Origin of the sequence: Streptomyces durocortorensis, from assembly GCF_031760065.1 — a bacterium.
In the GTDB taxonomy this organism is placed as follows: Bacteria; Actinomycetota; Actinomycetes; order Streptomycetales; family Streptomycetaceae; genus Streptomyces.
Genome location: NZ_CP134500.1, coordinates 3,812,894 through 3,839,143, shown reverse-complemented (window position 1 = coordinate 3,839,143; position 26,250 = coordinate 3,812,894). Strand labels below are relative to the sequence as shown.

Here is a 26,250-nt window from a genome sequence, read left to right as displayed (position 1 = left end):
CATGAGCGGTGAGGCGCGGGGCGGTCGCAGTGCCCAACTCAAACACACCGGACTGCGCCCCGGCTGGACTACCGGTGCCTGTGCGACGGCGGCGACGACGGCCGCGTACACGGCACTGCTGACCGGCGACTTCCCGGACCCGGTGAGCATCACGCTGCCGAGGGGCCAGACCCCGGCGTTCGCGCTGGCGGTGGAGGAGCTGGGGCCCGGGCGGGCGAGCGCCGGGGTGGTGAAGGACGCGGGCGACGACCCGGATGTGACGCACGGCGCGCTGGTCCGGTCGACGGTACGGAGGCTGCCGCCGGGCTCCGGAGTGGTGTTCCGGGCAGGCCCGGGCGTCGGTACGGTCACGCTCCCCGGCCTGCCGCTGGACGTCGGGGAGCCCGCGGTGAACCCGGTCCCGCGCCAGCTGATGCGCGAGCACGTGGAGCGGGTCGCGGCGGAGCACGGGGAGCGGGCGGACGTGGAGGTGACGGTCTCCGTGGACCACGGCGAGGAGATCGCCCGCTCCACCTGGAACGGACGCCTCGGCATCCTGGGCGGTCTGTCGATCCTGGGTACGACGGGGGTCGTCGTCCCCTACTCCTGCTCGGCCTGGATCGACTCGATCCGCCGGGGCGTGGACGTGGCGAGGGCGGCCGGCCTGACGCATGTGGCCGGCTGCACGGGGTCGACGTCGGAGAAGACGGTGGTGGCGGAGTACGGCCTGCCGGACATCGCGCTGCTGGACATGGGGGACTTCGCGGGCGCGGTCCTGAAGTACGTACGCCGCCACCCGGTGGACCGCCTCACCATCTGCGGCGGCTTCGCCAAGCTCTCGAAACTCGCCGCGGGCCACCTCGACCTCCACTCGGCCCGCTCCCAGGTGGACAAGGTCTTCCTGGCGGACCTGGCCCGCAGGGGCGGCGCGGACGAAACCCTGGCAGCCGAGATCGCGTCCGCCAACACGGGCTTGGCGGCGCTGAGGCTCTGCGAGGCGGCGGGGGTACCGCTGGGCGACCTGGTGGCGGCGGGGGCCCGGGAGGAGGCCCTGTCCGTGCTGCGGGGCGCGCCGGTCGAGGTGGACGTGATCTGCATCGACCGGGCGGGGGTGGTGGTGGGGCGGGGGTAGTGCGTCAGCTCGGCCCTCCGCTCCCCTTCCCTGCCTGGCCTGCCTGGCCTGCCTGGCCTGCCTGGCCTGGGCCCGCTGATGTCAGTGCCGCGGGCCATACTCGTGATCGTGCTGCTGCGCCGCCCGGGCACCGCGGCAGGAGGGGAGTGACATGGCTGAGGTGCTGGTCTTCCACCATGGGCACGGGCTGACCGACGGAGTTCGCGAGTTCGCCGAGCGTCTGCGGCGGGCCGGACACACCGTGCACGTCCCGGACCTGTACGAGGGGCGAGTATTCGACAGCCTTGAGGAGGGCATCGGTTACGCCGGGACAGCCGGGTTCGGCACGGTCGTCGCCCGCGGAACCGCGGCCGCCGAGAAGCTGCCCGCGGAGCTCGTCTACGTCGGGTTCTCGCTCGGCGTCCTGCCGGCGCAGAAGCTGGCCCAGACCCGCCCCGGCGCCAAGGGTGCACTGTTGATCGAGGCATGTGTCCCGGTCTCGGAGTTCGGCGGTGCCTGGCCCGAGGACGTCCCGGTCCAGATCCACGGCCTGGACGCGGATCCGTTCTTCGTCGGGGAGGGCGACGTGGACGAGGCCCGCGCGCTCGTCGAAGCCGCGGTGGACGCCGAGCTGTTCCTCTACCCCGGCGACAGGCACCTGTTCACCGACGAAAGCCTGCCGTCGTACGACGAACAGGCCGCGACGCAGGTCACCCAGCGGGTGCTCGGCTTCCTCGGCCGTATCGCATAGCTCGGATCACGTCCCGTGACAGGCCCGCGGTGGGCCGGTACGGCAGTGCGCTCATGCCCCCGTTACCGGCGCTACCGGCGTAACCGGTCGGTCGCCGAGGGCCAGTTCGTGGCCCTCGCACCACAGGGCGGCGGCTGCCTGGAGGATCTCCGAGCGGTCCGAACCGTCCGGCCCGTCCCCCGGCAGCATGGGCACCACCGCGGTTCCCCCCGTGTACACCGGGGACTGCCGGAAGGCGAGGGAGGTCAGGGTGCGGCCCGGTCCGCATTCCACGAGCAGCCGGTGCCCGCCGGCGAGCAGCGCGGTCAGTGCGGGCCCGAAGTGGACGGGGTCGGCTATCTGGCGGGCCCAGAACCGCGCGGAGCCCGTTTCCTCCGCCGTGAGCAACCGGCCTGTGTAGCCGGACCGGACGGGGAAGCGGACCGGGCGGGGCCGGGCGTCGAACGCCCGCTCGGCCGCCGCCACGGCCGGTTCCATCGCCGGGCTGTGGAAGGGGGTGGTGGCGGGAACCGGCCGCAGAGTCCAGCGGTCGTGAGTGAGACGCTCCGCCACGGCTGCGAGGTCCCCGCTCGGCCCGGCCAGCATCGTCCGGCGCGGGGCGTTCACGGCCGCCACCGCGACCTGCCCGGACAGGTACGGGACCAGCTCGTCCACCGAGGCCGCCACGGCGACCATTCCGCCGGGCGGGACCGACGCGGCGGCCCGCACCCGGCCCCGTACCAGTGCGACGGCTTCCCGGAGGGTGAACGCCCCCGCGAGGGTCGCCGCCACGACCTCGCCCGCGCTGTGCCCCAGCGCCTCGGCCGGAGTGACGCCCCAGCTCATGAGCAGTCGGCCCAACCCGTAGTCGACGGCGAACAGCAGGGGCTGAGCCCGGCGTCCGTCATCGATCGGGATGCCCGGACCGGTTCCTGTCCCGAGCCAGTCGGCGCGGATCTTCTCGCCCTCGGCCCCCCACGCCTCCAGCACCTCGTCGACGGCCGCCCGGAACACGGGGTCGTCGCGGTACAGCCCGGTGGCCATACCCTCGCGCTGGGAGCCCTGGCCGGGCAGCAGCAGGACGACCGGCCGGGGCCCTTCGGCCGGGACCCGCCGCACCGGGGCGGCCGCGAGGTCGTCGAGGGCACGGGCCCCCGTCGTGACGACCGCCCCGCGCACCGGCCCCGGGACCGGACGGGGTGCCGGGGCCCCGGTGCGCAGCGCTTCGGCGACCTCGGCCCGGGCCGCGCGTTCGCCTGCCGCGTCCGCGCCCGCCCAGCACAGCAGCCGCGCCCCGTCGCGCGGGGTACCGGTGACTGCCATGTCGCTTACCTCCTGCCGCTGTTCTTCCACCGCTGTCGTCCCGGCGGTGTCCTCCCGGTTTCGGCGTCCCGGCGCTGTCCTCCCGGCGCTGTCCTCCCGGTGCTGTCCTCCCGGTGCTGTCCTCCCGTGCGGACCGCCGCGCCTCAGATGAGGGAGATCCCGCCGTCCACGCTGAGCACCTGGCCGGTGACGTAGTCGTTGTCCAGGAACACACCGATGCTGGGTGCGACCTCCTCGGGGGTGGTCAGCCGTGGCACCGGCAGGTTGGCGGCGAGGTTCTGACGGAACTTCTCGGTGGCGCCCGCCGTCATCCGCGTCTCCATGAATCCGGGCGAGACAGCGTTCACCGTCACTCCGCGCCGCCCGCACTCGGTGGCCAGGGTGCGCGTGAGGCCGATCACGCCCGCCTTGGAGGCGGCGTAGGCCGTCTGGCCGGACGTGGCGACCAGGGCCGACGGCGACACCACGTTGATGATCCGCCCCCAGCGCCGTCTGACCATGGACGGCAGCACGGCACGGCACACGTGGAAGGTGCCCATCAGGTTGGTCTGGACGACCTGGGCCCACACCTCGGGCGACTGGCTCATCAACAGCGCGTCCTTGCGGACAGCCGCGTTGCTGACGAGGATGTCGACCTCGCCCAGCTCCTCGACGACCCGGCGGTGCAGGGCGGTGACCGAGTCCCAGTCGCCGACGTCGGCCTGGACGACGATCGAGTCGTTCGCGAGGCTCTCGCTGACCTCGCGGGCCCCGTCCTCGGCGGTGTTGTAGTGGAGGGCGACGCGGCACCCCAGCCGGTCGAGCTCGACCGCCACGGCAGCGCCGAAACCTCCGGACGCGCCGGTCACCAGCGCGACCGGCTTCTCGGGGCGCTGCGCCGCGAAGGGGCGGGCGCTTGCGGTGTTCTCCGTCATGAGGCCCACTCCATCGGTTCGCCCGCGCCCCACTCGATCAGCGCGGTCAGCCACACCATGCCGGCGCCGAACGCCGCGAACATCACTCGATCGCCCTTCTGGATTCGCCCGGCGTCGAGCGCCTCGGCGAGAGCGATCGGCATCGACCCCGCTCCCGTGTTGCCGTAGTACTCGATGTTGGTGATCAGGCGCTCCCGGGGTACGCCGCTGCGTTCCAGGATCGAGTCGATGATGCGCAGGTTCGCCTGATGGGGCAGCAGGTGGTCGATGTCGTCGGGCTTGAGGTCCGCCGCCTCCAGCGTCCGCTTCAACGAACCCACGGTGAAACGGACGGCGTTCAGGTAGATCTCGTTGCCCTTGATCTGCGCGTAGTGCTGCTTCTCGCGGAGCGTCGTGTCGCTCGTCGGCAGGCGGCTGCCACCGGCCGGGATCTTGAGGCTGTCGACCTTGCTCCCGTCACAGCCCATGTCCCACCCGCGCAGCCAGCTGCGGTCGTGAGGTGCCAGGACGACCGCCCCGGCCCCGTCGCCGATCAGCACTCCCAGGTCCCGGTCCTCGGGGTTGACGACGAGCGAGTGCGTGTCGGTCCCGATCAGGAGGATCGGGCGGGGGTCGATCGCCATGAGCCCCGCCGCGACCACGAAGCCGTAGGCGAAGCTCGCGCATTCGGCGTTCACGTCGTGGGCGCCGCCGGCCGTGCCCAGTTCGCGCTGTACGAACGCGGAGGTGGCCGGCGAGAGCTGCTCGGGCGTACCCGAGGCGAGGATGAGGTGGGAGATCTGGTCGGGCCGCAGCCCCGCGTGTTCGAGCGCCCGCCGGCCGGCCTCGACGGCCAGTGACGCGGTGGTCTCGCCGGGCCCCACGACCCGCCGCTCGCGGATGCCGGTGCGCTGCACGATCCAGTCGTCGTCCAGGCCGAACCGCGCGGCGAGCGTGGCGTTGGTGAGTCGTCCCTCGGGCAGGTACTTGCCCCAGCCGATGATGCCGATGCCCGACATCCCTGGCTCCGGGGTCACTCGTCGCCGGCCGCGGAGGCGACCGGGACGCTGTCGTGGGCCGCCACCAACTGCTGGTGGATGGCGCGGAAGGTGACGGTGTCGTCGATGCTCTCGACGATCGTCTCGTCCACCCCCAGGTCCGGGTACCGCTCCTGCATGTCGTAGACCCACTCCATGAGGTCCAGTGAATCGACCCCCGAAGTGGTCAGCGGTGTGTCAGGGTCGAAGGCGTTGATCCGGCTCACGACCTTCAGCCGGTCGACGGACACCTCAAGCGTGGGAAGGTGCATGGCGCACTCCTGGTCATTGTGATCGGGCAGCGGGTCGCACAGTACGAAGGCCGGCGCAAACGCTTCGCAAGTCCGTGAGCCCCGTCCGGCACGTCCCCCGTCCGGCGCCTCCGGCACCTCCGGCCGTCCCCGGCGCTGTTATGGCCGGGCATCGCTCCCGTAGGCGTGCAATACGGCCTGGAAGTACCACCTCGGTCCCACTTGCCGGGGATCGCCCCCCGGCACCCTGCTGGTACCGCCCCGCCGGAGGCTGGCACCACACAGGCACTCCAGGGGGATGGGGTTTCATGGACACCGAGATCAAGATTCTGGGGCCGATGGCCGTAAGACGCGCCGGCGCCGACTACCACCTTCAGAGCGCACAGGCCCGGGTGGCGTTGGCACGCCTCGTACTCGCAGGGCCGGAGGGAGTGACGCGGGAGGAACTGGCCGACGTCATATGGCCGGGAGACCTCCCGCCCACCTGGGCGTCGGCCCTGCGGACACTGGTGAGTCGCCTGCGGGCGTTCATCGGGCCGTTGCAGGACGAGTCGAGCAACCCGCTGGTCAGGAGGAGCGGGCGCTACGTACTCACCCTGGACGAGGGGGTGCTGGTCGATGTGGAGGAAGCGACCCGGTCGGTGGCCGAGGCCCGCGAAGCGCTCGGCTCCGGTGACGTGACCACCGCCGCCCGACTGGCCTCGCAGGCGGCGGACCGGCTGCGCTCCCCGTTTCTGTCCGAGCACGAGGGCGACTGGGTCGCCGGGTGGCGCGAGCGGCTGACCGAGCACCTGGTCGCGGCCCTGGAGATCGCCGGGCGGGCGGCGATGGAGGCGGGGGACCACGGCCGGGCCGCGCTTCTCGCCGAGGAGGCGACGGACCGGGCCCCCGACCGCGAGAGCGCCTACCGCTGCCTGATGGCGGTGCGCGCGGCGATGGGGAACCGGGGTGAGGCCCTGCGGGCGTACCAGCGGCTGCGCTGGTACCTCGCCGAGGAGCTGGGCGCCGACCCGTCGCCCGAGACGGAGGCCGCCTATCTGGCGCTGCTCGGCCCGTCGTCGTCGCCGTCGGCCGCCCCCAGCGGCGGTGGCGTCGCCGGGCACCGGCCGGTTCCGTTCGTGGGGCGCGGGCGCGAGGTGGCGACCCTGACGGAGGCCTGGCACCGGGCCGTACGCGGACGGCGCCAATTCGTCCTGGTCACAGGCGAGTCGGGGATCGGCAAGACACGTCTCCTGCGCGAGGCGGGGGCGACTATGGCCGCCGGGGGCGGGCTGCTGCTGGTCGGCCGGTGCGATGTGGACGCGACCGTCCCGTACCAGCCCCTCGTGGAAGCCCTGGACAGTTACGTCGCCGCCTCGCCCGACCGTCCGCTCGACGCCGTCCCCCCCAGCGCCCGGGGGCCGCTGCGGCTGCTGCTTCCCTCGCTCGGAGGGCCGTGCCCGCCCGGTGAACTGCCCGAGCAGCCGGTCCTGTTCGCGGCGCTGATGCAGCTGTTGCTGGTGGCGGCGAGCGAGCGGCCCTGCGCCATCCTGATCGACGATGCCCACTGGGCCACCCCGCAGACGGTGTCGCTGCTCCGGCACCTGCTGCGTACGACCGACGACGCCCGGCTGTGCGTCGTCGCCGCCGCCCGGAACGACCTGCCGGAATCGGTCCAGCGACGGAGGTGTTCCGGCCTGGACGAGGCGATGCTCCCGTTCGAGCACGTCGGCGACGCGACCGAAGTGTCCCTCGGCGGCCTCGATCTGGCCTCCACCCGGGCGCTCGTGCACGAGCTGTGGACCGACGGGGGCACCGACGCAACGGACAGCGACCCGGTCCGTCGGGCGTACTCCCGCAGCGGCGGGAACCCGTTCCTGCTCCTGGAGATGCTGCGTCACCGGACAGGTCTGAGCGTGGTCCCCCCGGCGGTCGCCCGGCTGGTGGCCGCCAAGCAGGCCGCCATCGGCGAGGACGCCGTCCGGCTGCTCCGGGTCGCGGCCGTCACCGGCCCGTCCGTCGCCTTCGACGTGGTGGCGGGCGCCGCCGGACTGGATGTGCTCGCGGCCCTGGACGCCCTTGAGGCGCTGCTGAAGATCGGGATTCTCGCCGAGGTGACCGCCGCGGGTTCCCGGGACCCCGACCGGTCGGCGGTCTACAGGTTCCGCCACGACGTCGTACGCCAGGCGATCGAGGAGCAGGTGAGCCAGGCCCGGCGCCGCCATGTCGACTCCCGGCAGCGGGCGTTGGCCGGCCACCGTCAGGGCTCCGGCCACCAACTCTCACGCGCCGGGATCGAACACCCGTAACAGCAGGGCGACCGCCCGTAACAGCACGGGGTGCACAGGCGTCACAGCGCCGGGGCCGAACACCCGTAACAGCAAGGGCGAATGGCCGTAACACCACGGGATGCGCGGGCGTCACAGCCCCGGGCGAACGGCCGTGACAACACGGGGCCGAGCGCCCGAACCGCACAAAGCCCGCGGCTGTGACAGCAGTCGTGGCCAACCCGTACAAAATCTCGGGCGGTTCCTTGGATCAGGACTTTGGCTTGATCACGGTTAGTTCGTGTTAGCTTACAATCCGATCACCCGGGCGTGATGGTGGGGGGCCCGTGGTCGCCGGTTCAGCTGGCATAAAAAGGGGACAGCCTCGTATGGCGCGCGTGCCTTTCGTCTCACGTCAGCGGCTGGTGGATGAGATTCTCAACGCGAGGAGCTCGGTCCTCATCGAGGCGGGCGGCGGGTTCGGCAAGAGCGTCCTGGTCAAACAGGTCCGCAGCCGTGCCGGTGGCGGCCTGGAGGTACAGCTGCCGCGCGACCATCCGGTCACCGTCGACGAACTCACCACCACCGTCCTCGAAGCGGCCGGCCGGCCGACCGGCCGGCCGCGCACCCCGGCCATCGACCTCACCGGAGGCATCGGCGAGCTGCTGGCCACACCGACCGGACCGGGCCTCCTGATCGTCGACAACGCCGAAGCGCTCACCGACGACGCCGCGGCCTGGCTGGCCGACCTCGCGCAGGACAGCAGGCCGTCGCTGCGCATCCTGGTCAGCAGCCGCTTGCTGCCCACGCCGCTCGCGGCCATGGAGTTCCGGGGCACCGCCGAACGCTTCAACACCCAGGACCTGCGCCTCGCACCGGAGGAGGCCGACGCCCTCGCCCGTATGGAGCTCGGCGACGAGGACGGCGAACGGCTCGCCACCACCCTCTACGACCTGTCGGGCGGCTGGGTGGCCCTGCTGGTCGTGATGCTGCGCCGGCTCGCCCGGGCATCCGACCGGATGGCGGCCGCCGCCGTGCTGCTCCGGCACCCCGGCCTGATCCGCCAGTTGATGGACCACTACGCCGCCGACCTGGACCCGACCGACCGTCACATGCTGGTCCAACTGGCTGCGTTCCCCCTGGTCAACGACATCCTCGTCGAAGGTCTCGGCCACCCGGGGCTGCTACGGCGCCTCATCCAGGCAGGCATTCCGTTCGCCGTCGGCGCCGACGGCTGGTCGCGGCTGTGCGACGAGTCGAGGGAGACGCTGGCCGCGCTCGCACCACTCGAACCGGCCGTCGCCCGGAAGGCCGCCCCCCTGCTGACGTCCCAGGGCGCGGAACTGGCCGCGGCCAGTGTCCTGGTCGGCAGCGGCGACCCCGAGCAGGCGGCCACGCTCATCGCCAAACTGCCCACCTCACGCATCAACCAGCTCGACCCGTTCGAGTTCATCCACCTGATGGCCCGCCTCGGGCCCGCGGCCGATGCCGCACCCCAGGTTCTGCTGCACCTGGCCCGGACCCACCGCAACCTCGGCCAGCTCGCCGAGGAGCGCGAGGTCATCGGCCGGGCCCTGCGCGTCGTACGCGAGCGGAGCGCCGACGACGATCTCGCCGTCGAGGTCGAGAGCGACTGGCTGATCCAGCGGGCGCTGCTGCGCGACGCCGACGCGCTCACCCAGGTCGAGCGGCTCCTCGAAGGGACCGCCGAGGGCACCCGTGCCCAGGCCAGCCTGCTCGAAGCCCTGGGCGTGGCCCTGTCCGACCGCCCCGACGGACCGAGCCTGCACCGGGCGGAGAACGCCATGCGCCAGGCGGCCATCACCTGGGGCGAGCTCGGCGAGCCCGCCCGGGTGGCGGCGGTCCAGCGGGGGCTCGCCACCCAGGTCCTGTCCGCCATGGGCAAGACCGGCGAGGGCGCCATGCTGCTGCGCAGGCTCGGCAGCAGCAGCGAGACGCAGTTCGACCGCATGCTGTGCCTGATCATGGAGGCCAGGCTGCTGGCGCTCGGCGGGGAGGCCGGCCGGTCGCTCGCCCTTCTCGACGACGCCATCCGGCTCGCCGAGCTGCTGCGCATCGACTGGGTGGCAGGACACGCGGCCTGGACCCGCCTGATCGTGGCGGCCAACGACCACGACATGTCCGGGGTGCTGAAGCATCTGGCCCAGGCCGAGGCCCACCTGGGCCAGATGATGATCCACCACAGCGACGGTCTGCTGTTCCTCTGCGAGGCCGCCGACGCCTGCGCCGCGGTGGGGGCCGAGGCGGCTTCGGCCCGGCTGCTCACCGCCGCCCGCGAGCACCGTGTCGAGGACCCGGTGACCCTGGCGCTGACCGAGGCGTTCATCGGCGCCCGCCGGGGCGAGCCGGAGGCCGCCGACACCCTGCAACGCATGCTGGAGGACGGCGAGATCGCACCCTGCCTTCGCTGGAAGGCCGAACTGCTCACGGGTTACGCCCGCCACGCCGTCGGCCGCGTCGAGGACGCCGACCAGTGCCTTCAGATCGCCCTCGACCGGGCGGCCAGCCTCGGCCACCCCGACCTGCTCGACCGTCGTGAGCACTGCGTCGTCGACGTCCTGCGGTCGGCCATCCGGCTGCCCCCGGCCGCCCGGACCGGTGCCCCGGCCAACGGCGGCCGCTACGAGGTGCGTGTCCTCGGCGGGTTCGAGGTCCGCCAGGGCCACACGGTGCTCCACGGGTCCGGCCGGGCCAGCGAACTGGTGAAGTACCTCGTACTGGCCGGCGGTTCCGTACGGGTCGAGAGCATGGTCGAGATGCTCTGGCCCAACGAGATGCCGGGAGTCGGCCAGCGGCGCCTCAAGAACGTCCTGACCCGGGCCCGCGCCACTTACGGCCCGCTCGTCAACCGCCGCGGGCAACTGCTGTGCCTGCCCTCGTGCAAGGTCGACCTGCACGCGTTCGAGGACCTGGCGCGGGCCGTCGCCGCCGCGCAGGACGACGAGCGCGTCTCGCGTGCGCGCGTCGCCGTGGCCGCCTTCACCGGGCCGCTGCTCCCCGACGACCTCTACGACAACCGCATCGCCCAGCGCCGCGAGGTCGTCCGCCAGCGGGTGCTGGGCCTGATCGACGTCGTCCTGATGGCCGCCCTGGAGGAGGACGACATGGAGGAGGCCATGGACCGGCTTGAGTCGGCCATGGAGCTGGACCCCTATGACCAGGAGCGGCCCCTGCGGGTCGCCCGTGCCCTGATCGCGGGTCAGCGGTGCCTCGCGGCCAACGACCTCGCCGCCCGGGTGATCGCCGCGGCCAACGAGCTGGGGGTCCCCTATGCCGTCGAGTGGGACGAGCTGTCGCTCACCCCCCTGGACGTGGCGCGGGCGTCGTGCGACGCAGTTGATCGAGCTCCTCGCACCACGACTCCAGGTGGCCTGCCCGCAGCAGGTGGGTTCCGACCAGCAGCCCGGCGTAACCGGCACTGAGCAGTCCGGCCGCCGCCCGTGCGTCGTCGATACCGCTGGCGCTGACGGGGCACGGCGTCCCCGTCAGCCGCACGGACGGCAGCAGCCGATGGCTGCGGTCCAGGTCGGCGTCCCCGCGCTCGCGGTTGCGGATGTCCCTGTTGTTGACGGCCACCACGCAGCCCTCGCCCGAGGGGAGGGCCTCGACCTCGGCGGGAGAGGCCACCTCGATGAACGGGGTGAGGCCGAGCGCGAGGGCTCGTTCGGCCAGCCGCGCCAGCGCCGCCCTCGGCAGCAGCGCCGCGGTGAGCAGCACCGCGGACGCGCCCAGGTCGCGGGCCGCCCGCAGCTGGCCCTCCTTGGTGATGAAGTCCTTCTGCAGAACGGGCAGTCCGGTGCACGTGACCACCTCGGCCAGGAGGTCGGCGTCGCCCCCGAACCAGCGGCCGGTGACGACCGAGAGGCAGGGGGCGCCGACGGCCTCGTAACGGGCCACGATCTCGGCCGGCGACCGGCCGCGGAACAGGTCCTCGCCGTTGGCCGAGCGGGGCTTGAGCTCCATGATCACGGGACGGTCGGCGCCCATCAGGGCGTCCGGGAACGCTGACGCCATCAGACGGCCTCCTCGACTTCGGGGACAGCACGCCACGCGTGCCGGATGCCGCCGATGCTCTCGGCGCAGAACGCTCCCGTCCCGTTCCGTGCCGCCGTATCGACGTCGATGCCGGCGAAGCGGGGGTGGGAGGCGGCCTTCTCGTAGCGCGGGCGGTTGGCGGCCGAGATGCCCCCGGCGAGGAGGAACGGCCGCGTCACCGCCTCGGCCAGGTCGATCACCACGTCGGGGTCGAGCGACAGGCCGGTGCTCCCGACCCGCCCCTGCGCACTCGTGGCGTCGAACAGGAACAGGTCGGTCCCGGCCCGTTCGTACGAGGCCAGCAGCGGGCGCTCGGCGCAGGTGTCGCCGTTGACGTGGAGGACCTTGACCACAGTGGCCTCGGGCCGCCCCCGTTTGATGGCGGCCACCACGGCCGGGGGCTGGTAGCCGTGCAGCTGGAGCCACCGCACGCCCGCGGCGCGGGCGGCGTCCACGATGGCGGCCGGGTCCCGCAGGAAGGTGACCAGCATCGGTTCCGGTGCGGGCCGCGCCGCGGGCACCTCCACGGTGCGGCACGCCTCCGCCAGATCCGCGAAACGGCCGAAGGGCAGGTCGGCGGGGCCGCCGGGGACCCCGTGCCACAGGCCGATGAGGTCGGCGCCCGCGGCCCCGACCAGGGCGATCTCCTCGCGGCTGGTGGCGCCGCACACCTTGAGCAGCACGGTCACATCCCCAGCAGCGAGGAGATCCGGTTGTACTGGATCTCCGTCGTACCCGAATAGAGGGTGCTGCCCACGGCGTTGGCCAGCTCCCGGTCGAGGCCGTACTCCGACATGTAGCCGTTGCCGCCGAAGACCTGGATGGCCGCCAGCCCCGAGGCCACGTTGGCCTCGCTGGTCAGCAGCTTGCTGATCGCCACGTCCATCGTGACGTCCTCTCCGGCGACGAGCCGCTCGGCGGTGTCGTAGAGCCACCGGCGCGCCGTCTCCAGCCGGATGCGCATGTCGACCAGCTTGTGGGAGATCGCCTGGTACGAGCCGATCGGCTTGCCGAACTGCGTCCGCGTACGGGCGTATTCGAGACAGCGGTCGAACCGGTGCTGCATCTCGCCGACGTTGATGATGAAGGAGCAGAGGATCTCCCACTTCATGACGTGTTCGAGCAGCAGATAGCCCCGCCCGATCCCGCCGATGGCCCGGTCCGCGGGCACCCGGCAGTCGTCGAAGTACAGCTCGCTCATCGGGGAGGACGTCAGGCCCATCTTCTTGAGCGGCCGGCCGGCCGAGAAGCCGGGGGTGTCCGTGTCGACCAGGAAGGCGGTGATGCCGAGGGGGCCGCCGCCGGGCCGGGTGCAGGCGTAGACGACGACCACGTCGGCCACGGGCCCGTTGGTCACGAAGCTCTTCGTGCCGTTGAGCACGAAGTGGTCACCGTCGCGGACGGCGTTCGTCCGCATGCTCAGGGCGTCCGACCCGGTGTCGGGCTCGCTGATGGCGTGGGCGCCGATCAGGTCGCCCGAACACAGCCGGGTCAGATACCGGTCCTTCTGCTCGTCGGTCCCGAAGTGCTGGAGCGGGACCCCGGTGCTGCACAGGGTGGTCGCGACGGAGAAGCTGAGTCCTCCGTCGCGGCACCCCTTGCCCAGGGCCTCCAGCACGAACATGGTGGTGAGCAGGTCGACTCCGGCCCCGCCCCGGGCGGGATCGAAGGGCAGGCCGAGCACGCCCGAGGAGCGGACCAGCTTCCACGCCTCCGGTGGCAGCCCGGTCTCGGCGGTGCCGGGTTCGACGTCGGCGAGGTCACGGCACCACAACTCCATGCCCTCGCGCAGCGCGAGCTGTTCTTCGTCCCAGGTACGCATGGCCTTGTCCCTCAGTAGGCGGAGGCGGAAGAGGCGTCGAGGCTGTGCTGCTCGTCGCCCCGGAGGGCGGGAGAGAACACGCACACGAGGCGCAGGTCGGTGTCGGGGTCGGCGATGAGGTAGTGGGCGTCGTGCTGGTCGAGCGAGTAGAGCGTGCCCGGGGTGATGCGGTACGACGTGCCGTCGAGGGCGACGACCTCGCCGGAGCCCTCTATGCAGTAGCAGGTCTCCAGGTGACGGCGGTACTCCAGCAGCGACTTCGTGCCGGCGCGCACGATGGTGTCGGTGACGGAGTAGCCGACTCCGTCGGCCTCCAGCAGGAAGCGACGGCTGAGGCCGTTGCCCCAGTCCACGGTGGTGACGTTCTCCAGGTCTCGCACGATCATCGGATCGCTCCTCTCACAGGGGTGGGGAAATCGGTCACAGGGACGAGCGGGAGTGGTGGGGACGGAGGCCGGTGACGAGGGCGCCGAGATCGGCGGCGACATCGCGGCCCGCGACGAGCGCTGCCTCGGCACAGGCGACGACGGGGCTGCCGACCACGGCGGCGTCCGCACCCGCCGCGTGCACCCGCTCGACGTCGGCCGCCGTGCGCACCCCGAACCCGGCGGCGACGGGCACGTCCGTCAGGGTCCGCAGGGCGTCGATGGGGGCGCGGAGCGCTCCTTGGTCGGGTGCCGGGCCGGAGCCGCTGGTGCCGTAGTGCGTCACCAGGTACACGTAGGCCGAGGCGTGGGCCGCCGCCTCCGCCACGATCCCGGGGGCCGAGGTCGCGTAGCACGTGGTGACGACGGGCAGCCCGGCCGCACCGGCCCGGTCGTAGAAGTCCGGGCGGACCCGGGGCGGTGCTCCGTGGAGGAGCACCCCGGCCGCCCCGGATGCGGCGACGGCCGTGATGACCTGGGCCATCGAGCGGGGCCGGACGGTGTGCGCCCAGTCGGCGAGGACGACCACCCGCAGGTGGCGGTGGCGGCTGCGGGAGCGCTCCACGAAGGCGAGTGCGTCCTTGAGGTCGGTCCCGGCGGCGAGCGCCCGGTCGGCGGACCGGCGGATCACCGGCCCGTCGCTGATCGAGTCGGGGAACGGCACCCCCAGCTCCAGAACGTCGACCTCGTGCTCGTCCAGCATGTCGGCGACATCGTCGAGCACGTCGAACGGAGGGTCACCGGCGTTGAGGAACACGGCCAGGCCCGGCGGGCGGGGGAACAGGTCAGACATGGGATGTCCCCTCGCTCGTCAGGGATGACGTTGCCGGTGGAGCGGCCCGTACGGCGTCGACCAGGTCGCGCACCGCGCCGTCCCGCATCGCCGCCGTCGCCCGGGCCAGAGCGGGGCGCCACTCGGTTTCCCGCTCGGCCGCGATCAGCAGGGCCGCGGCGTTGAGGGCGACCGTCTGGGTGGCCACCTCGCCCGCCCGCCCGGACACGACGTCCAGGAAGTGGTCGACGACCCGTGCGGGATCGGCCACCGGCGCCAGGTCCCCCAGACTCCCGCCGGCCGTGCCCAGGTCGCGGGGGTTCAGCTGGAGATCGGGGGCACCGGCGCCGGGGTGGAGGACGTTGCCGGCGAAGCCGATCAGTTCGTCGGCACCGATGTCGTTGGTGCACAGCCAGACCTCACGGTCCTCGACCGCCTCGGCCAGGGAGCGGGCCAGCGGCAGAAGTGCGGGGCTCGACAGGCCCGTGAGCTGGCGCGTTCCCGGCAGAGCCGGAAGGAAGGGGCCCAGCACGTTGAGCATCCGGCCGTAGGTCCGCATGGGCAGCGGCATGATGCGCCGGGCCAGTACGGTCAGCTCGATCGGGTAGACGAAGTAGCCGGCGAAGGCGATGCCGTGGAGGTCCAGGGAGGCCGCCGTCTCACCGTACGACTTCGTGAGCGGCACACCGAGCCGGTCGAGCAGGTCGATGGAGCCGTACGCGCTGGCGTGGGCCCGCGACCCGGTCTTCACGATACGGGCCCCGAGCGTGGCGGCGACGAAGGCGGCGGCGGTCGAGACGTTGAACGTCGATACACCGCCGCCCGTGCCGACCACGTTGACCGCCCCGGGGAAGGGGGTCACCGGCCCGGTGCGGCGCGCGCGCAGCGACCGCACCAGGTCGGTGAACGTCCGGGGGTCGACCTTGTCGATGTCGAGTGCCCCCAGGAGCGCCGCGGGTTCGCCGGAGTCCAGCGTGTCGGCGCTCAGCTCGTCCCAGAACGACGACCACGTCGCGGTGTCGACCGGGCGGCCGGCCAGCAGGGCGGCCAATGCGTCGTGCACGGGTCAGCTCGCCTCGGCCGGCACCGACGCCCGCGCCAGGAAGGCGCCGATGGCGTCGATGGTGCGGAAGTTGTCCGGGTCCAGGGCCGCGTCGTCGACGGTGACGCCGAACTCGGTCTCGATCCAGGCGATGAGCTTGAGCAGCCCGAGGCTGTCGACGACGCCGTTGGTGAGCAGGTCGTAGTCGGTGGCGAGCTCCGATGCCTGGACATCGGGCAGGAACTCTTCGATCAGGAACGTCTTGACCTGGTTCTCGTGGTTCATCGTATGGATTCCTTTCGGGTGGCGGCCGCCCCGGAGTGGGGCGGGCGCTGGATGGGGCCGAGGGACTGGCGGTCGACCTTGCCGGTGGAGGTGCGGGGCAAGGGGGCCTCGGACAGACGGAGGGTCGACGGGATGGCCGCCGTGGGCAGGTGCTGGGCGCAGTGCTGGCGCAGACCGAGCGCCCCCACCGCCGCCCCGGGCACCCGGCGCAGGACGGCGTGCAGCACGTGGCCCGCGACCGGGTCCGGGACGGCGATGACCACGGCCTCGGCGACCTCGTCGTGATCGAGCAGCACCTGCTCGACGGCCGAGGTGTTCACCCGCGTACCGCGTACCTTGACCTGGTGGTCGTTGCGTCCCTCCAGGCGGAGGAGGCCGTCGCCGTCACGGCGCACGATGTCGCCGGTCCGGTAGAAGCGGGCTGCTGAGCCCGGAGGGCGGCCGACCGGGGCGTCCACGAAGGGGTTGGGCGCCTGCGGGTCGGCACCGAGGTAGCGGGCGGCCTGGAACGGCGTGGCGACGATCAGTTCGCCCCGGCCCGGCCCGGTGACCACGGCACCGGCATCGTCGAGGACGACCGCCTCGACGCCGGGCAGCGGTGTGCCGAGCGGAACACCGTCGGCCGGAATCGCGTTCCGGTCCACCTCGTGCAGGAAGCTGTCGTTCGTCTCGGTGCAGCCGTAGATGTTGTAGAAGCGGCTGTCGGGGAACACCTCGGGCAGCCGGGCCAGATACCGGGTGGGCATGTGGTCCCCGGTGAACATGGCGTGCCGGACCGACGGGAGCTTCCGGCCGGGGTCACCCGCGGCATCGACCAGCAGCTGGTACGTCATCGGCACGGTCTGGACGACCGTCACGGCGTTGTCGTCGATGGCGTCGAGCAGGTGGCGCCCGTTGGTGGCGGCGGCCGGGTCGACCAGGACGACCGTGCCGCCGTGGTGGAGCGTGGCCCACACGTCGAGGAAGCAGAGGTCGAAGTTGAGCGGGGCGTAGTTGAGGGTGGCGGCGCCCGGGCCCAGGTCGAACTGCACGGCGGCCCAGTCGGCGAAGCGCTCGACGGCGCCCGCGCTGAGCGGCACCAGTTTGGGCAGGCCCGTCGATCCCGACGTCGTGAGGACGAAGGCGATGTCGTCGGGGCCGTGGGGAGTTGCCGGGGCCGGGGCTGCGCCGGCGGGGGCGGAGCCGCCGTCATCGGCGTGGATGACGTGGCGGCATCCCGCCCGGTCCAGCAGCCGTTGCAGGGAGGCGGCGGGCAGGGTCGGTGAGGGCAGCACCACCGGGACACCCCGCCGCAGGCAGGCCAGCACCAGGGCGATGGTCCGGGGTGTCTTCGTGGCGGGCACGCCGACCGGCTCGCCGCCGGTCGTACCGAGCCTGTCGAGTCGGTGCGAGGCGTCGGCCACGAGGTCGGCGAGCTCACCGTAGGAGACGTGCCCGCCCTTCGCCACGAGGGCCGTGGCATCGGGGCGGGCATCGACCTGTTGGGCGAACGAGGTCCAGAGCCGGGTAAGTTTCATCTCCGGCATCGTGCGGGCGGCCCCGCAACATCAGCGCAAGGCCCGCCCCCGCCAACCGTGTTCGCCCGGCGGCATCACCGGTTCACGTCAGGCGGCGTCCCACACACCGGTGGGCGCGACCTCGGCCACCCAGTCCGCGAAGTCGCGGGGCTTGCGCCCCAGGGCGCGCTCGACGCCGTCGGCCAGGGAGCTGTTGCGGCCGTCGAAGAACTCGGAGATGAGCGTGGCCAGCGGCTCGGCGAAATCACGCGGGGCGCCGTCGGCGACGATGGCGTCGGCGAACTGCTCCCGGGTGATCGGCTGGTAGCGCAGGGAGCGACCGGTCGCGCGGGCGATCTCCTCGACACCTTCGGCGAAGGTCCACAGCCGGGGACCCGTCAGCTCGTAGCGCTCGCCCACGTGGCCGTCCTCGGTGAGGGCCGCCACCGCGACATCGGCGATGTCGTTGGCGTCGACGTACGGGTCGGAGTTGTCACCGGCGGGCAGGGCCAGCACGCCCTGGCGCAGGGGCTCCAGGAAGACGCCCTCGTCGAAGTTCTGGTTGAACGAGGCCGGGGCGACGATCGTCCACTCGACCGGGAGGCTCGTCACGGCGTCCTCGCACCGGACGGCTTCCTCCTGGTTGCGGGCGGACAGCAGGACCAGGCGCCGGACACCGGCGTCGACGGCCAGCTTGGCCACGGCGCCGATGGCGTCGCCCGCGCCGGGCCATTCGACCTCGGGGTAGTACATCAGGTAGGCGGACTGGACGCCGGTGACGGCGTCGGCCCAGGTCGAGGGGTCCTCCCAGTCGAACGGGGGCTTCCCGGCGCGGGAGCCGACCCGCACGTTCACACCGCGATCGATCAGCTTCTTCGTGACTCGGCGGCCGACCCGGCCGGTGCCGCCGAGAACCAACGTCGTGTGCTCGTTTGTCGTCATGCAAGCAGTCTGAACGGCAGCAATCTGGACGGTCCATGGTTGAGATGCCTAGATGCATGTCCAGTCGTCTAATGTTGGGCGGGTGGACGCACTCGCAGGATTACTCGAAGGGCCGCGGGCCAGCGGCGCATTCCTCCTCCGCATCGTGCTGGACCCCCCCTGGTCGATCCGGGTCCAGGACAAGTCACCGCTCTGCCTCGCCGTCATGCTCAGCGGCGAGGCGCACGTCGAGCCCGACCACGGCGAACCGGTGCGGCTGCGCCCGGGTGACGTCGCCATCGTCCGCGGGCCGGACCCCTACGTGATGAGCGACCAGCCGGCGACCCCGCCGCAGGTCATCGTCCACCCCGGCCAGCAGTGCGTCACGCCCGAGGGCGTCGAGCTGCGCGAACGGATGTCGCTGGGCGTACGCACCTGGGGCAGCAACCCCGACGGGCCGGTGCAGATGCTGCTCGGCGTGTACGAGGAGGTCGGCGCCGTCGGGCAGCGCCTCCTCGACGTACTGCCGCCGCTGCTGGTCGTCTCCGCCGACACCTGGGACTCGCCCCTCATCCCCGTACTGGCGGGCGAGGTCACCAAACAGGGGCCCGCCCAGGGCGTCGTCCTCGACCGTCTCCTCGACACCCTGCTCATCTCCGTACTGCGGGCGTGGTTCGACCGGCCCGAGACCGAGGCCCCTGCCTGGTACCGGGCCCACGCCCACCCGGTGGCCGGCGAGGCACTGCGCCTGTTCCACCAGGACCCGGCGAACGACTGGTCGCTCGAACGGCTCGCCGCCGAGGTCGGCGTGTCCCGGGCCAAGCTGGCCCAGTGCTTCCGCAGCACCGTCGGCACACCCCCGATGACCTACCTGACCGAATGGCGCCTGGCCCTGGCCGCGGACCTGCTGCGCCAGTCCGACGCCACCCTCAACACCGTGGCCCGGCAGGTCGGTTACGGCACCGGGTTCGCCCTGAGCTCGGCGTTCAAGCGGGTGTACGGCATCAGCCCGCAGGAGCACCGCAGCGCCGCACCCGCGCACTGAGCGTGCGGGGCGGGCGGCCGCCTTGCGTTCTCCTTGCGCCCACGGGCGTACCAACAAGGCATGCATACCGAGCTCTCACGCCGGAAGATCCTGTCCGGCCTGGTCGTCGGAGCGGGCGCCGCGGTCCTGGGGTGGGACCCCCAGGCCCGCGCGTGGGCCACCGCCCCCGGTTCGACGTCAGGCATCCACCAGGTACCCGCCCTCGACGGCACGCTCGTCCTCCCCGCCGACCCGTCGGCGTTCACCGAGGACTTCGGCCACATGTTCACCCGCCGCCCCCGAGCAGTCCTGACCCCGGGCTCGGTGAACGACATCCGCAAGATCGTCCGCTACGCCCACGACCACCGGATACCCGTGGCCGTCAACGGCCAGAGCGGGACCGGCGCCGACGACCGCGAGTCTCACTCGCACTACGGCCAGGCCCTGGTCGAGGGCGGCATCGCCATCGACCCCAAGCCGCTCGGCGAGGTGCACAGCATCTCGCGGGGCATCGCCGACGTCGACGCAGGTGTCACCTGGTCGACACTGGCGCTGAAAGCGCTCGACTCCGGCCAGACGCTTCCCGTCTACAACGACTTCGCCCACCTGTCGATCGGCGGAACGCTGAGCGTCGGCGGCCTCGGCGGCACCAGCCAGCGCCACGGCTCGCAGGCCGACACCGTGGAGTGGCTCCAGGTCGTCACGGGCACCGGCCATCTGGTCACCTGCTCCCGCACGTACCACCGTGCGCTGTTCGAGGCCGTCCTCGTGGGCGGCGGCCAGTACGGCATCATCGTGCGGGCCGGCGTCAGGCTGGTCCCGGCGGAGACACACGTCCGCTCGCTGGAGTTCACCTACACCGACCGGGCGGCCTTCCTGCGGGACTCGCTGACCGTGATGCGGACCGGCGTGGTCAGCGACCAGAACGGCTACGCCGATCCCAAGCCCGGTGGCGGCTGGACCTACCGGCTCGCGCTCGGCATCTTCTACTCGGCGCCCGATCAGCCGGACGTCGCCGGACTGCAGTCCGTGCTCTCGCCCCAGGCGACCGCGGGCCCGACGGCCGACCTGTCGTTCCGCGACTGGCTGCTGCGCTTCGACCCGAACTGGGCGGCCCTCAAGGAGGCCGGGTTCTGGGGCAGCAAGAAGCCGTGGCTCATGATGTTCGTCGGTACCGACAAGACCCCCGCCTACCTCGACACCGTGCTCGGCGAACTGACGGCGACCCAGATGGGCCCCGGCCCCGTCCGCATCTCGCCGATGAGCCCCCGGCCGCTCACCCGGCCCAACTTCGTCCTGCCCAGGTGCACGACGAACGCCTTCTTCGAGGTCAGTCTCATCCGGATACCGGCCCCGAACCACCCGGACGTCCCCGGCCTGCTGGCGCAGAACCGCCGCTTCTACGACCGCGCCGTCGAACTCGGGGCCAAGCGCTATCTCGTCGGCGCGGTGCCCTCGATGACCCGTGCCGACTGGCAGGCGCACTACGGGAGGCGCTGGAGCCAGCTCACCTACCTGAAGCGCCGGTACGACCCCGCCGGGATCCTCACGCCGGGCCAGGGCATCTTCGGCTGACCGCTCCCCGAGCCCGCCCTGTACCTCCAGTAAGGAGACCTCGCATGCCGGCACAGCGCCCGGAAGACATACCCGGCCTCATCGCCGCGGCCTTCAACGCCAACGACGCACAGGCCATGCTGGACCTGTTCGAGCCGGACGGCATTCTCGTCACCCCGCCGGACGGCACCCATGAGGTGGGGCTCGAAGCCGTCGCCGCCTCCCTCAAGAAGATGTTCGGCGTCATCACGGGAGCCGACATCACCGTGACCAGCGTGCTGCGATCCGGCGGCATCGCGATGACGCACGCCGACTGGCACCTCGTGGGGACGGACGAGACCGGCACGCCGGTCGACCTCCGGGGAAAGGGCACCGTGGTCTCCCGCGAGCAGCCCGACGGCACCTGGCGGATCCTCTTCGACGATCCGGTCGGGGCCTGAGGAGGAGTGGGCATGGAGAATCCGTTCAGCGTCCGTATCCAGGCACGGGCCTACGAGCTCGACCGGCAGGGCCACCTCAACCAGGCCGTGTACATGCAGTACGCGGAGCACGCCCGCTGGCAGTTCCTGCAAGCCGCCGGCCTCACCCCGGACGTCCTGGGTGAGGCCGGCATCGGCCCCGTACTCCTGAAGGCCACCATCCGGTTCCAGCGCGAGCTGCGGGCCGGGGACGAGGTCGACGTGGGCTGCGCCATCACCGGTGGGCAGGGCAAGCTCCTCGAACTCACGCAGCGCTTCCACACCCCCGACGGAATCTCCGTCGCCCGGGTCGAGGGAGTGATCGGCCTGCTCGACCTGGAAACGCGCCGCCTGCTTCCCGACCCGGGCAGCAAGCTGCGCGAACTGGCCAAGCATCCCGACCTGCTCGGGCCGGCCACCTGAGCGACCACGGGTGAGCCTTGGCGACCACGCCAGGAGACGGCAGACGTGGGGCACGGCTCCCGGAGAACGCCCGCGACGGGCCGACCGGAGGCCGTGCCCCGCAGACCGTCGGGGCCGGAGGCCGTGCCCCGCAGACCGTCGAGCACGCCGCCGAGCACACCTTCGAGAACACAAAGGAGACGCAGCATGAGAGGCCTCCAGACCGGCGCTCTGCTCGCCGCCACTCTCTCCACCGGACTGATGGCCGGACTGTTCGCGGCCTTCGCCTACGGGGTCATGCCCGGCCTGGCCAGGTCGTCCGACCGCACGCTCATCGAGACGATGCAGACCATCAACATGGCCATCCTCAACCCGGTCTTCATCCTCCCCTTCCTCGGATCGATCCCCCTACTCGGCCTGTCCGTGTATCTGGCCCGCCAGGGCCACGGCCGACTCGCGCTGTCCTGGCTGGTCGCAGCCCTGGTCCTGTACGTGGTGGCGTTCCTGGTCACCCTCGGCGCCAGCGCCCCCCTGAACCTCCAGCTCGCGAACGCGGGCGCCCCCGACGACATCAAGGACCTGGCCGCCGTCCGCGCGAGCTTCGAGACGAAGTGGGTGATCTGGAACATCGTCCGCGCTCTCCTCCACACCGCGGCGTTCGTCTGCCTGCTCTGGGCGCTGGTCGTGTACGGAGGCCAGCGGTCGCAGGAGACCGGCGGCCTCGACACACCCGACCGCCCGACCAGCGTCCACCCGAGCGCGGAGGGAACCCGGACGTGATCCCGCTCGCCTCCCCGCCGTATGACGGCCACCGGCTCGCCGCCCCCCGCGTCCCGGGAGTGATGACCGTGATGGGCCGGGTTCACCCTCCGGACGGCGCGGAGGCCCCCGCCGAGGACACCTGGCGGGCCGTGCTGTCGCACGACGAACTGCGCCGGGCCGACGCCTTCACTCTCGACACGGACCGGCAGGCGTTCCAGTACACCCGGTGGCTGCTGCGTACCGAGCTTTCCCGGCGTGCCCCCGTCGCGCCGGGGGAGTGGGAGTTCGTCTTCTCACCGATCGGCAAACCCGCGATCCACCCCCGGTTCGCGTCGGACATCGAGTTCAGCCTGTCGCACTCGGGCGGCGTGTGCCTGATCGGTCTCACCCGCGGTCGGACGGTCGGCGTCGACGTCCAGATCTGCGATGCCCTGGACGACCCGGAAAGTATCCGGCGCCTCGTCACGAAATGCCTCTCACCGGAGGAACGCGCCGCCCTGGAACCACTGGCCGGCCGCAAGCGGCGGGACGCCGTCGTACAGCTGTGGGCGGTGAAGGAGGCGTACGCCAAGGCGGTCGGCCTCGGCGTACGCCTGCCGTTCCGGCAGATCGCCCTGGGCCCGGACGGCCGCGGCGGACTCGCACTGCGCCCGACCTCGCACGTCCCCGACCCCGCCCACTGGACCTGCCACGCACCGCAGGCGCCGCCGGGCTTCCGCATCGGCGTCTGCGTGGCAGCCCCCGCGGCACCCACGGCGACGGCCCGGAACCAGTGAGGCCCCGGCCTCTCAGCCCGCCTCCAGCGGAGTCGGTTCCGCCTCGGTCCAGTCCCCGCACTGCTTGCGCCAGAGCGTGGGGCTCAGCCCGGTGCCCGCGGCGATGACGAGACCCGCCAACGTGGGGATGGCCTCAGGGCGAACACTCCTGGGCATCTGCCGCATCGTGGCCACGAGTGTCGGTGCTCGGCGGCCTCACCTTCGCCAGAACAGGTGGTGCGTCACCCCGCTCGGGCTCGGTACGGCCTCCAGGTGGTAGCGGTCCAGCAGTTCCTCGGGCGAATCCCAGAGGCGGAGCCCGGTCCCCAGCTTCACCGGGGAGACCGCCACGTGCAGGGTGTCCACCAGACCGGCGTCGAGGAACTCGCGGATCGTGGTGACGCCCCCGCCGAGCCGGACGTCCTTGTCACCCGCCGCTTCGCGCGCCCGGTCCAGGACCTCGGCCGGGTCGCCGCCCACGAAGTGGAACGTCGTGTCGGACAGCGTGAACGACGGACGCTCGTGGTGGGTCATGACGAACACCGGGGTGTGGAAGGGGGGTTCCTCGCCCCACCAGCCGCGCCACTCGTGGTTCTCCCAAGGGCCGCGCTGCGGCCCGAACTTGTTGCGGCCCATGATCTCCGCCCCGATGTCGCGGGCGAAGTCGCGCGTGAAGTAGTCGTCCAGGCCGCGGCTGCCACCGGAATCCGACCGCATCGGCCAGCTCGCCGTGGCGCCCGCCCAGGAGAAGAGCCGGCCGGGGTCGACGTGGCCGAACGGCCGCTCCAGCGTCTGGTCCTCACCGGCCGCGATCCCATCGCTCGAAACCGTGAAGTTCTGGACTCTCAGCAGCTGGGCCATGTGTTCCTCCTGCTTCTGCGCGGTCGACGACAACGTTAGGACCTGCCGGGGGCGGAAAACTCATCGATCGAACAGGCGGCCGACAGCTTTCGGCCGCCCGATAAAGTCATGGCCGGACAAAGAGAACACCAAGTGCGCGCACACCGCCGCACGTCTCGGGAGGAAGCCATGGGAACCCGCCGCACGTCCCTGCCCGGAGTGGGTGCTCAGTACGACTTCACGACCGAGACGGGGCAGCACATCTCGGTCGTCGTGCACCACGACGGACGCCGGTTCATCGGTTTCTATGAACAGGACGACCCCGATTCGTGCCAGCTCTCGGTCCCCCTGTCGACGGACGAGGCCACCGCCCTCGCGCACCTCATCGACCCGGCGCCCATCGACGCCGTACGGACCAAGGGCATCGACCTCGTCACCGAGCACATCCCCCTCGGGTCCCGTTCGCCGTACGGCGGGCGGCTGCTCGGGGAGACCAGGGCGCGGACGCGGACCGGGGCGTCCATCGTGGCGGTGCTGCGCACGCACAGCGCGCACCCGTCGCCGGAACCGGATTTTCGACTGGCCATCGGGGACACACTCGTCGCCGTCGGTACGCGTGAGGGCGTCGACGCGCTCTCCGAGATCATTGCGGAGGGCTGACCGTGCATGACACGACTGCGTTGCTGGTGGAACTGGGGGCCGTCATCCTCGGGCTGGGGCTCGTCGGGCGGATCGCCGGGCGGATCGGGCTCTCCCCCATTCCCCTCTACCTCCTCGCCGGGCTGGCGTTCGGGCACGGCGGACTGATCCCGCTCAACGCCAGCGAGGAATTCACCATGGTCGGCGCCGAGATCGGCGTCATCCTGCTGCTTCTGCTGCTGGGGCTGGAGTACAGCGCGTCCGAGCTGGTCACCAGCCTGAAGACGCAGTACCCGTCGGGGGCCGTGGACTTCGCTCTCAACGCGACACCCGGCGCCATAGCCGCACTCATGCTCGGCTGGGGTCCCGTCGGGGCCGTCGCACTCGCCGGGGTCACCTGGATCTCGTCGTCCGGCGTGATCGCCAAGGTGATGACCGACCTCGGCCGGCTCGGCAACCGCGAAACCCCGGTCATCCTCGGCGTCCTCGTCATGGAGGACCTGGCGATGGCGGTCTACCTGCCGCTGCTGACCGCCATGCTCGCCGGGGTCAGCCTGGCCGGCGGCAGCCTCGCGCTGGTCATCGCGCTCGGGGCCGTCGGCCTCGTCCTCTACCTGGCGCTGCGCCACGGCCGCCTCATCAGCCGCGCGGTCTCCTCCGACAACCCGGAGATGCTCCTCCTGGTCGTCCTCGGCCTGACCGTCCTGGTCGCCGGGATCGCCCAGCAGCTCCAGGTCTCCGCCGCCGTCGGCGCGTTCCTCGTCGGCATCGCGCTCTCCGGTGAGGTCGCCGAGGGCGCCCGCAAGCTGCTCACCCCGCTCCGCGACCTGTTCGCCGCGGTGTTCTTCGTCTTCTTCGGCCTCTCCACCAACCCGGCCGACATCCCGCCGGTGCTGCTGCCCGCCGCACTGCTGGCGGTCATCACCACGCTCACCAAGATCGCCACCGGCTACTACGCGGCCCGGCGCGCCGGAATCGGTACGCGCGGCCGCTGGCGGGCGGGCGGCACCCTCGTGGCGCGCGGTGAGTTCTCCATCGTCATCGCCGGGCTCGCCGTGGCCACCGAACCGCGCATCGGGCCCATCGCCACCGCGTACGTCCTGATCCTCGTCGTCGTCGGCCCGCTCACCGCCCGGTGGACACAGCCCATCGCGGCGAGGATCGAGGCCCGGCGCGGCGGCGGCAAGGACACGATCGGCGCGCAGAAGGCGCCCGCCGCGCCGCCCGCCCCCGAGCACCGGCTGCCGACGCACGACGACCTCACGCCGGAACCGGCGGGCGAGACGCGCGAGTAGCCCCTCTTCTCCGTGCCCCCGCGCCTCACCACGGCCGGTCGGATGCCCATCAGGGCTGTTCCGACCGGCCGTTGCCGTGTCCGAAACCTTTCGCTCCGAGGGGACGAGCCATCGGTTCACCGGTCGTCGGGC

At 72.1% G+C, this 26,250-nt stretch carries 26 protein-coding genes; 11 read left to right on the top strand and 15 right to left on the bottom strand.

Features of this window, described 5'->3' with window-relative positions; all coding sequences use genetic code 11:
• The first annotated feature begins 1 nt into the window (after nt 1).
• Both RI138_RS16915 and RI138_RS16910 read left to right on the top strand, forming a co-directional pair.
• A complete protein-coding gene (locus RI138_RS16915) occupies nt 2-1,111 on the top strand; it encodes a cobalt-precorrin-5B (C(1))-methyltransferase (protein ID WP_311120596.1) in 1,110 nt (369 codons plus the stop codon).
• 151 nt (nt 1,112-1,262) lie between these two features.
• A complete protein-coding gene (locus RI138_RS16910) occupies nt 1,263-1,841 on the top strand; it encodes a dienelactone hydrolase family protein (RefSeq protein WP_311120595.1) in 579 nt (192 codons plus the stop codon).
• A gap of 51 nt (nt 1,842-1,892) precedes the next feature.
• Here RI138_RS16910 and RI138_RS16905 read toward each other — a convergent pair whose 3' ends face one another.
• The 4 genes from RI138_RS16905 to RI138_RS16890 form a co-directional block, all read right to left on the bottom strand.
• Nucleotides 1,893-3,143 carry an acyltransferase domain-containing protein gene (locus tag RI138_RS16905; protein ID WP_311120594.1) on the bottom strand — a complete coding sequence of 417 codons (1,251 nt, stop codon included), beginning with the start codon at nt 3,141-3,143 and terminating at the stop codon, nt 1,893-1,895.
• Nucleotides 3,144-3,286: 143 nt separating this feature from the next.
• Nucleotides 3,287-4,057: a 3-oxoacyl-ACP reductase family protein gene (locus RI138_RS16900; protein WP_311120593.1), complete on the bottom strand. Its 771-nt coding sequence runs from the start codon at nt 4,055-4,057 to the stop codon at nt 3,287-3,289.
• Complete coding sequence (locus tag RI138_RS16895) at nt 4,054-5,055, bottom strand: 3-oxoacyl-ACP synthase III family protein (protein ID WP_096632013.1); 1,002 nt, start codon at nt 5,053-5,055, stop codon at nt 4,054-4,056. Before RI138_RS16895 ends, RI138_RS16900 begins: the two co-directional genes overlap by 4 nt.
• Nucleotides 5,056-5,069: 14 nt before the next feature.
• Entirely contained in the window at nt 5,070-5,345 is a 276-nt protein-coding gene (locus RI138_RS16890) for a phosphopantetheine-binding protein (RefSeq protein WP_096632014.1), read from the bottom strand.
• Nucleotides 5,346-5,632: 287 nt separating this feature from the next.
• On the opposite strand from RI138_RS16890, the gene RI138_RS16885 reads away from it, so the two are divergent.
• Nucleotides 5,633-7,612, top strand: a complete 1,980-nt coding sequence (locus RI138_RS16885; RefSeq protein WP_311120592.1) for an AAA family ATPase — start codon at nt 5,633-5,635, stop codon at nt 7,610-7,612.
• Nucleotides 7,613-10,888: 3,276 nt separating this feature from the next.
• On the opposite strand, the gene RI138_RS16880 is transcribed toward RI138_RS16885, so the two are convergent.
• The 9 genes from RI138_RS16880 to RI138_RS16840 all read right to left on the bottom strand — a co-directional run bounded on the left by RI138_RS16880 (nt 10,889) and on the right by RI138_RS16840 (nt 18,410).
• Nucleotides 10,889-11,605: a beta/alpha barrel domain-containing protein gene (locus RI138_RS16880; RefSeq protein ID WP_311120591.1), complete on the bottom strand. Its 717-nt coding sequence runs from the start codon at nt 11,603-11,605 to the stop codon at nt 10,889-10,891.
• Nucleotides 11,605-12,309, bottom strand: coding sequence for a phosphoribosylanthranilate isomerase (locus RI138_RS16875; RefSeq protein ID WP_311120590.1), 705 nt, complete (start codon nt 12,307-12,309; stop codon nt 11,605-11,607). The genes RI138_RS16880 and RI138_RS16875 overlap by 1 nt, the downstream gene beginning before the upstream one ends.
• Before the next feature lie 2 nt (nt 12,310-12,311).
• Nucleotides 12,312-13,448, bottom strand: a complete 1,137-nt coding sequence (locus RI138_RS16870) for an acyl-CoA dehydrogenase family protein (RefSeq protein ID WP_096632021.1) — start codon at nt 13,446-13,448, stop codon at nt 12,312-12,314.
• An 11-nt stretch (nt 13,449-13,459) separates the two neighbouring features.
• Nucleotides 13,460-13,834 carry an ectoine synthase gene (locus tag RI138_RS16865; protein WP_096632022.1) on the bottom strand — a complete coding sequence of 125 codons (375 nt, stop codon included), beginning with the start codon at nt 13,832-13,834 and terminating at the stop codon, nt 13,460-13,462.
• A 34-nt stretch (nt 13,835-13,868) separates the two neighbouring features.
• The gene (trpA, locus tag RI138_RS16860) at nt 13,869-14,666 is read right to left on the bottom strand and encodes a tryptophan synthase subunit alpha (RefSeq protein WP_311120589.1); all 798 of its coding nucleotides are present in this window, start codon (nt 14,664-14,666) and stop codon (nt 13,869-13,871) included.
• On the bottom strand, nt 14,659-15,708 hold the full coding sequence (locus RI138_RS16855) for a hypothetical protein (RefSeq protein WP_311120588.1): 1,050 nt from the start codon (nt 15,706-15,708) through the stop codon (nt 14,659-14,661). Before RI138_RS16855 ends, trpA begins: the two co-directional genes overlap by 8 nt.
• Nucleotides 15,709-15,711: 3 nt before the next feature.
• On the bottom strand, nt 15,712-15,972 hold the full coding sequence (locus tag RI138_RS16850) for an acyl carrier protein (protein ID WP_311120587.1): 261 nt from the start codon (nt 15,970-15,972) through the stop codon (nt 15,712-15,714).
• Nucleotides 15,969-17,489, bottom strand: a complete 1,521-nt coding sequence (locus RI138_RS16845) for an AMP-binding protein (protein ID WP_311120586.1) — start codon at nt 17,487-17,489, stop codon at nt 15,969-15,971. Before RI138_RS16845 ends, RI138_RS16850 begins: the two co-directional genes overlap by 4 nt.
• A gap of 87 nt (nt 17,490-17,576) precedes the next feature.
• On the bottom strand, nt 17,577-18,410 hold the full coding sequence (locus tag RI138_RS16840) for a Rossmann-fold NAD(P)-binding domain-containing protein (protein WP_096632030.1): 834 nt from the start codon (nt 18,408-18,410) through the stop codon (nt 17,577-17,579).
• An 82-nt stretch (nt 18,411-18,492) separates the two neighbouring features.
• On the opposite strand from RI138_RS16840, the gene RI138_RS16835 reads away from it, so the two are divergent.
• From RI138_RS16835 to RI138_RS16810, 6 genes are all read left to right on the top strand, one after another.
• Nucleotides 18,493-19,434 carry an AraC family transcriptional regulator gene (locus tag RI138_RS16835; RefSeq protein ID WP_096632032.1) on the top strand — a complete coding sequence of 314 codons (942 nt, stop codon included), beginning with the start codon at nt 18,493-18,495 and terminating at the stop codon, nt 19,432-19,434.
• A gap of 60 nt (nt 19,435-19,494) precedes the next feature.
• Nucleotides 19,495-20,988, top strand: a complete 1,494-nt coding sequence (locus RI138_RS16830) for an FAD-binding protein (protein ID WP_311120585.1) — start codon at nt 19,495-19,497, stop codon at nt 20,986-20,988.
• A gap of 44 nt (nt 20,989-21,032) precedes the next feature.
• Complete coding sequence (locus RI138_RS16825; protein ID WP_096632036.1) at nt 21,033-21,407, top strand: YybH family protein; 375 nt, start codon at nt 21,033-21,035, stop codon at nt 21,405-21,407.
• A gap of 12 nt (nt 21,408-21,419) precedes the next feature.
• The gene (locus tag RI138_RS16820; RefSeq protein ID WP_311120584.1) at nt 21,420-21,848 is read left to right on the top strand and encodes an acyl-CoA thioesterase; all 429 of its coding nucleotides are present in this window, start codon (nt 21,420-21,422) and stop codon (nt 21,846-21,848) included.
• Between the two features lie 186 nt (nt 21,849-22,034).
• Nucleotides 22,035-22,607, top strand: a complete 573-nt coding sequence (locus RI138_RS16815) for an anthrone oxygenase family protein (RefSeq protein ID WP_311120583.1) — start codon at nt 22,035-22,037, stop codon at nt 22,605-22,607.
• Nucleotides 22,604-23,365, top strand: a complete 762-nt coding sequence (locus tag RI138_RS16810; protein WP_311120582.1) for a 4'-phosphopantetheinyl transferase family protein — start codon at nt 22,604-22,606, stop codon at nt 23,363-23,365. Before RI138_RS16815 ends, RI138_RS16810 begins: the two co-directional genes overlap by 4 nt.
• Nucleotides 23,366-23,377: 12 nt before the next feature.
• Here RI138_RS16810 and RI138_RS16805 read toward each other — a convergent pair whose 3' ends face one another.
• Entirely contained in the window at nt 23,378-23,521 is a 144-nt protein-coding gene (locus tag RI138_RS16805) for a hypothetical protein (protein WP_311120581.1), read from the bottom strand.
• A 39-nt stretch (nt 23,522-23,560) separates the two neighbouring features.
• Nucleotides 23,561-24,205 (bottom strand): dihydrofolate reductase family protein, encoded by a 645-nt coding sequence (locus tag RI138_RS16800; RefSeq protein WP_311120580.1) that lies wholly within the window; start codon nt 24,203-24,205, stop codon nt 23,561-23,563.
• Nucleotides 24,206-24,373: 168 nt separating this feature from the next.
• Here RI138_RS16800 and RI138_RS16795 point away from each other — a divergent pair, with 168 nt between their 5' ends.
• Together RI138_RS16795 and RI138_RS16790 are read left to right on the top strand one after the other, a co-directional pair.
• Nucleotides 24,374-24,844 (top strand): cation:proton antiporter regulatory subunit, encoded by a 471-nt coding sequence (locus tag RI138_RS16795; protein ID WP_311120579.1) that lies wholly within the window; start codon nt 24,374-24,376, stop codon nt 24,842-24,844.
• A 2-nt stretch (nt 24,845-24,846) separates the two neighbouring features.
• Complete coding sequence (locus RI138_RS16790) at nt 24,847-26,118, top strand: cation:proton antiporter (RefSeq protein WP_311120578.1); 1,272 nt, start codon at nt 24,847-24,849, stop codon at nt 26,116-26,118.
• The last annotated feature ends 132 nt before the right edge of the window (nt 26,119-26,250 follow it).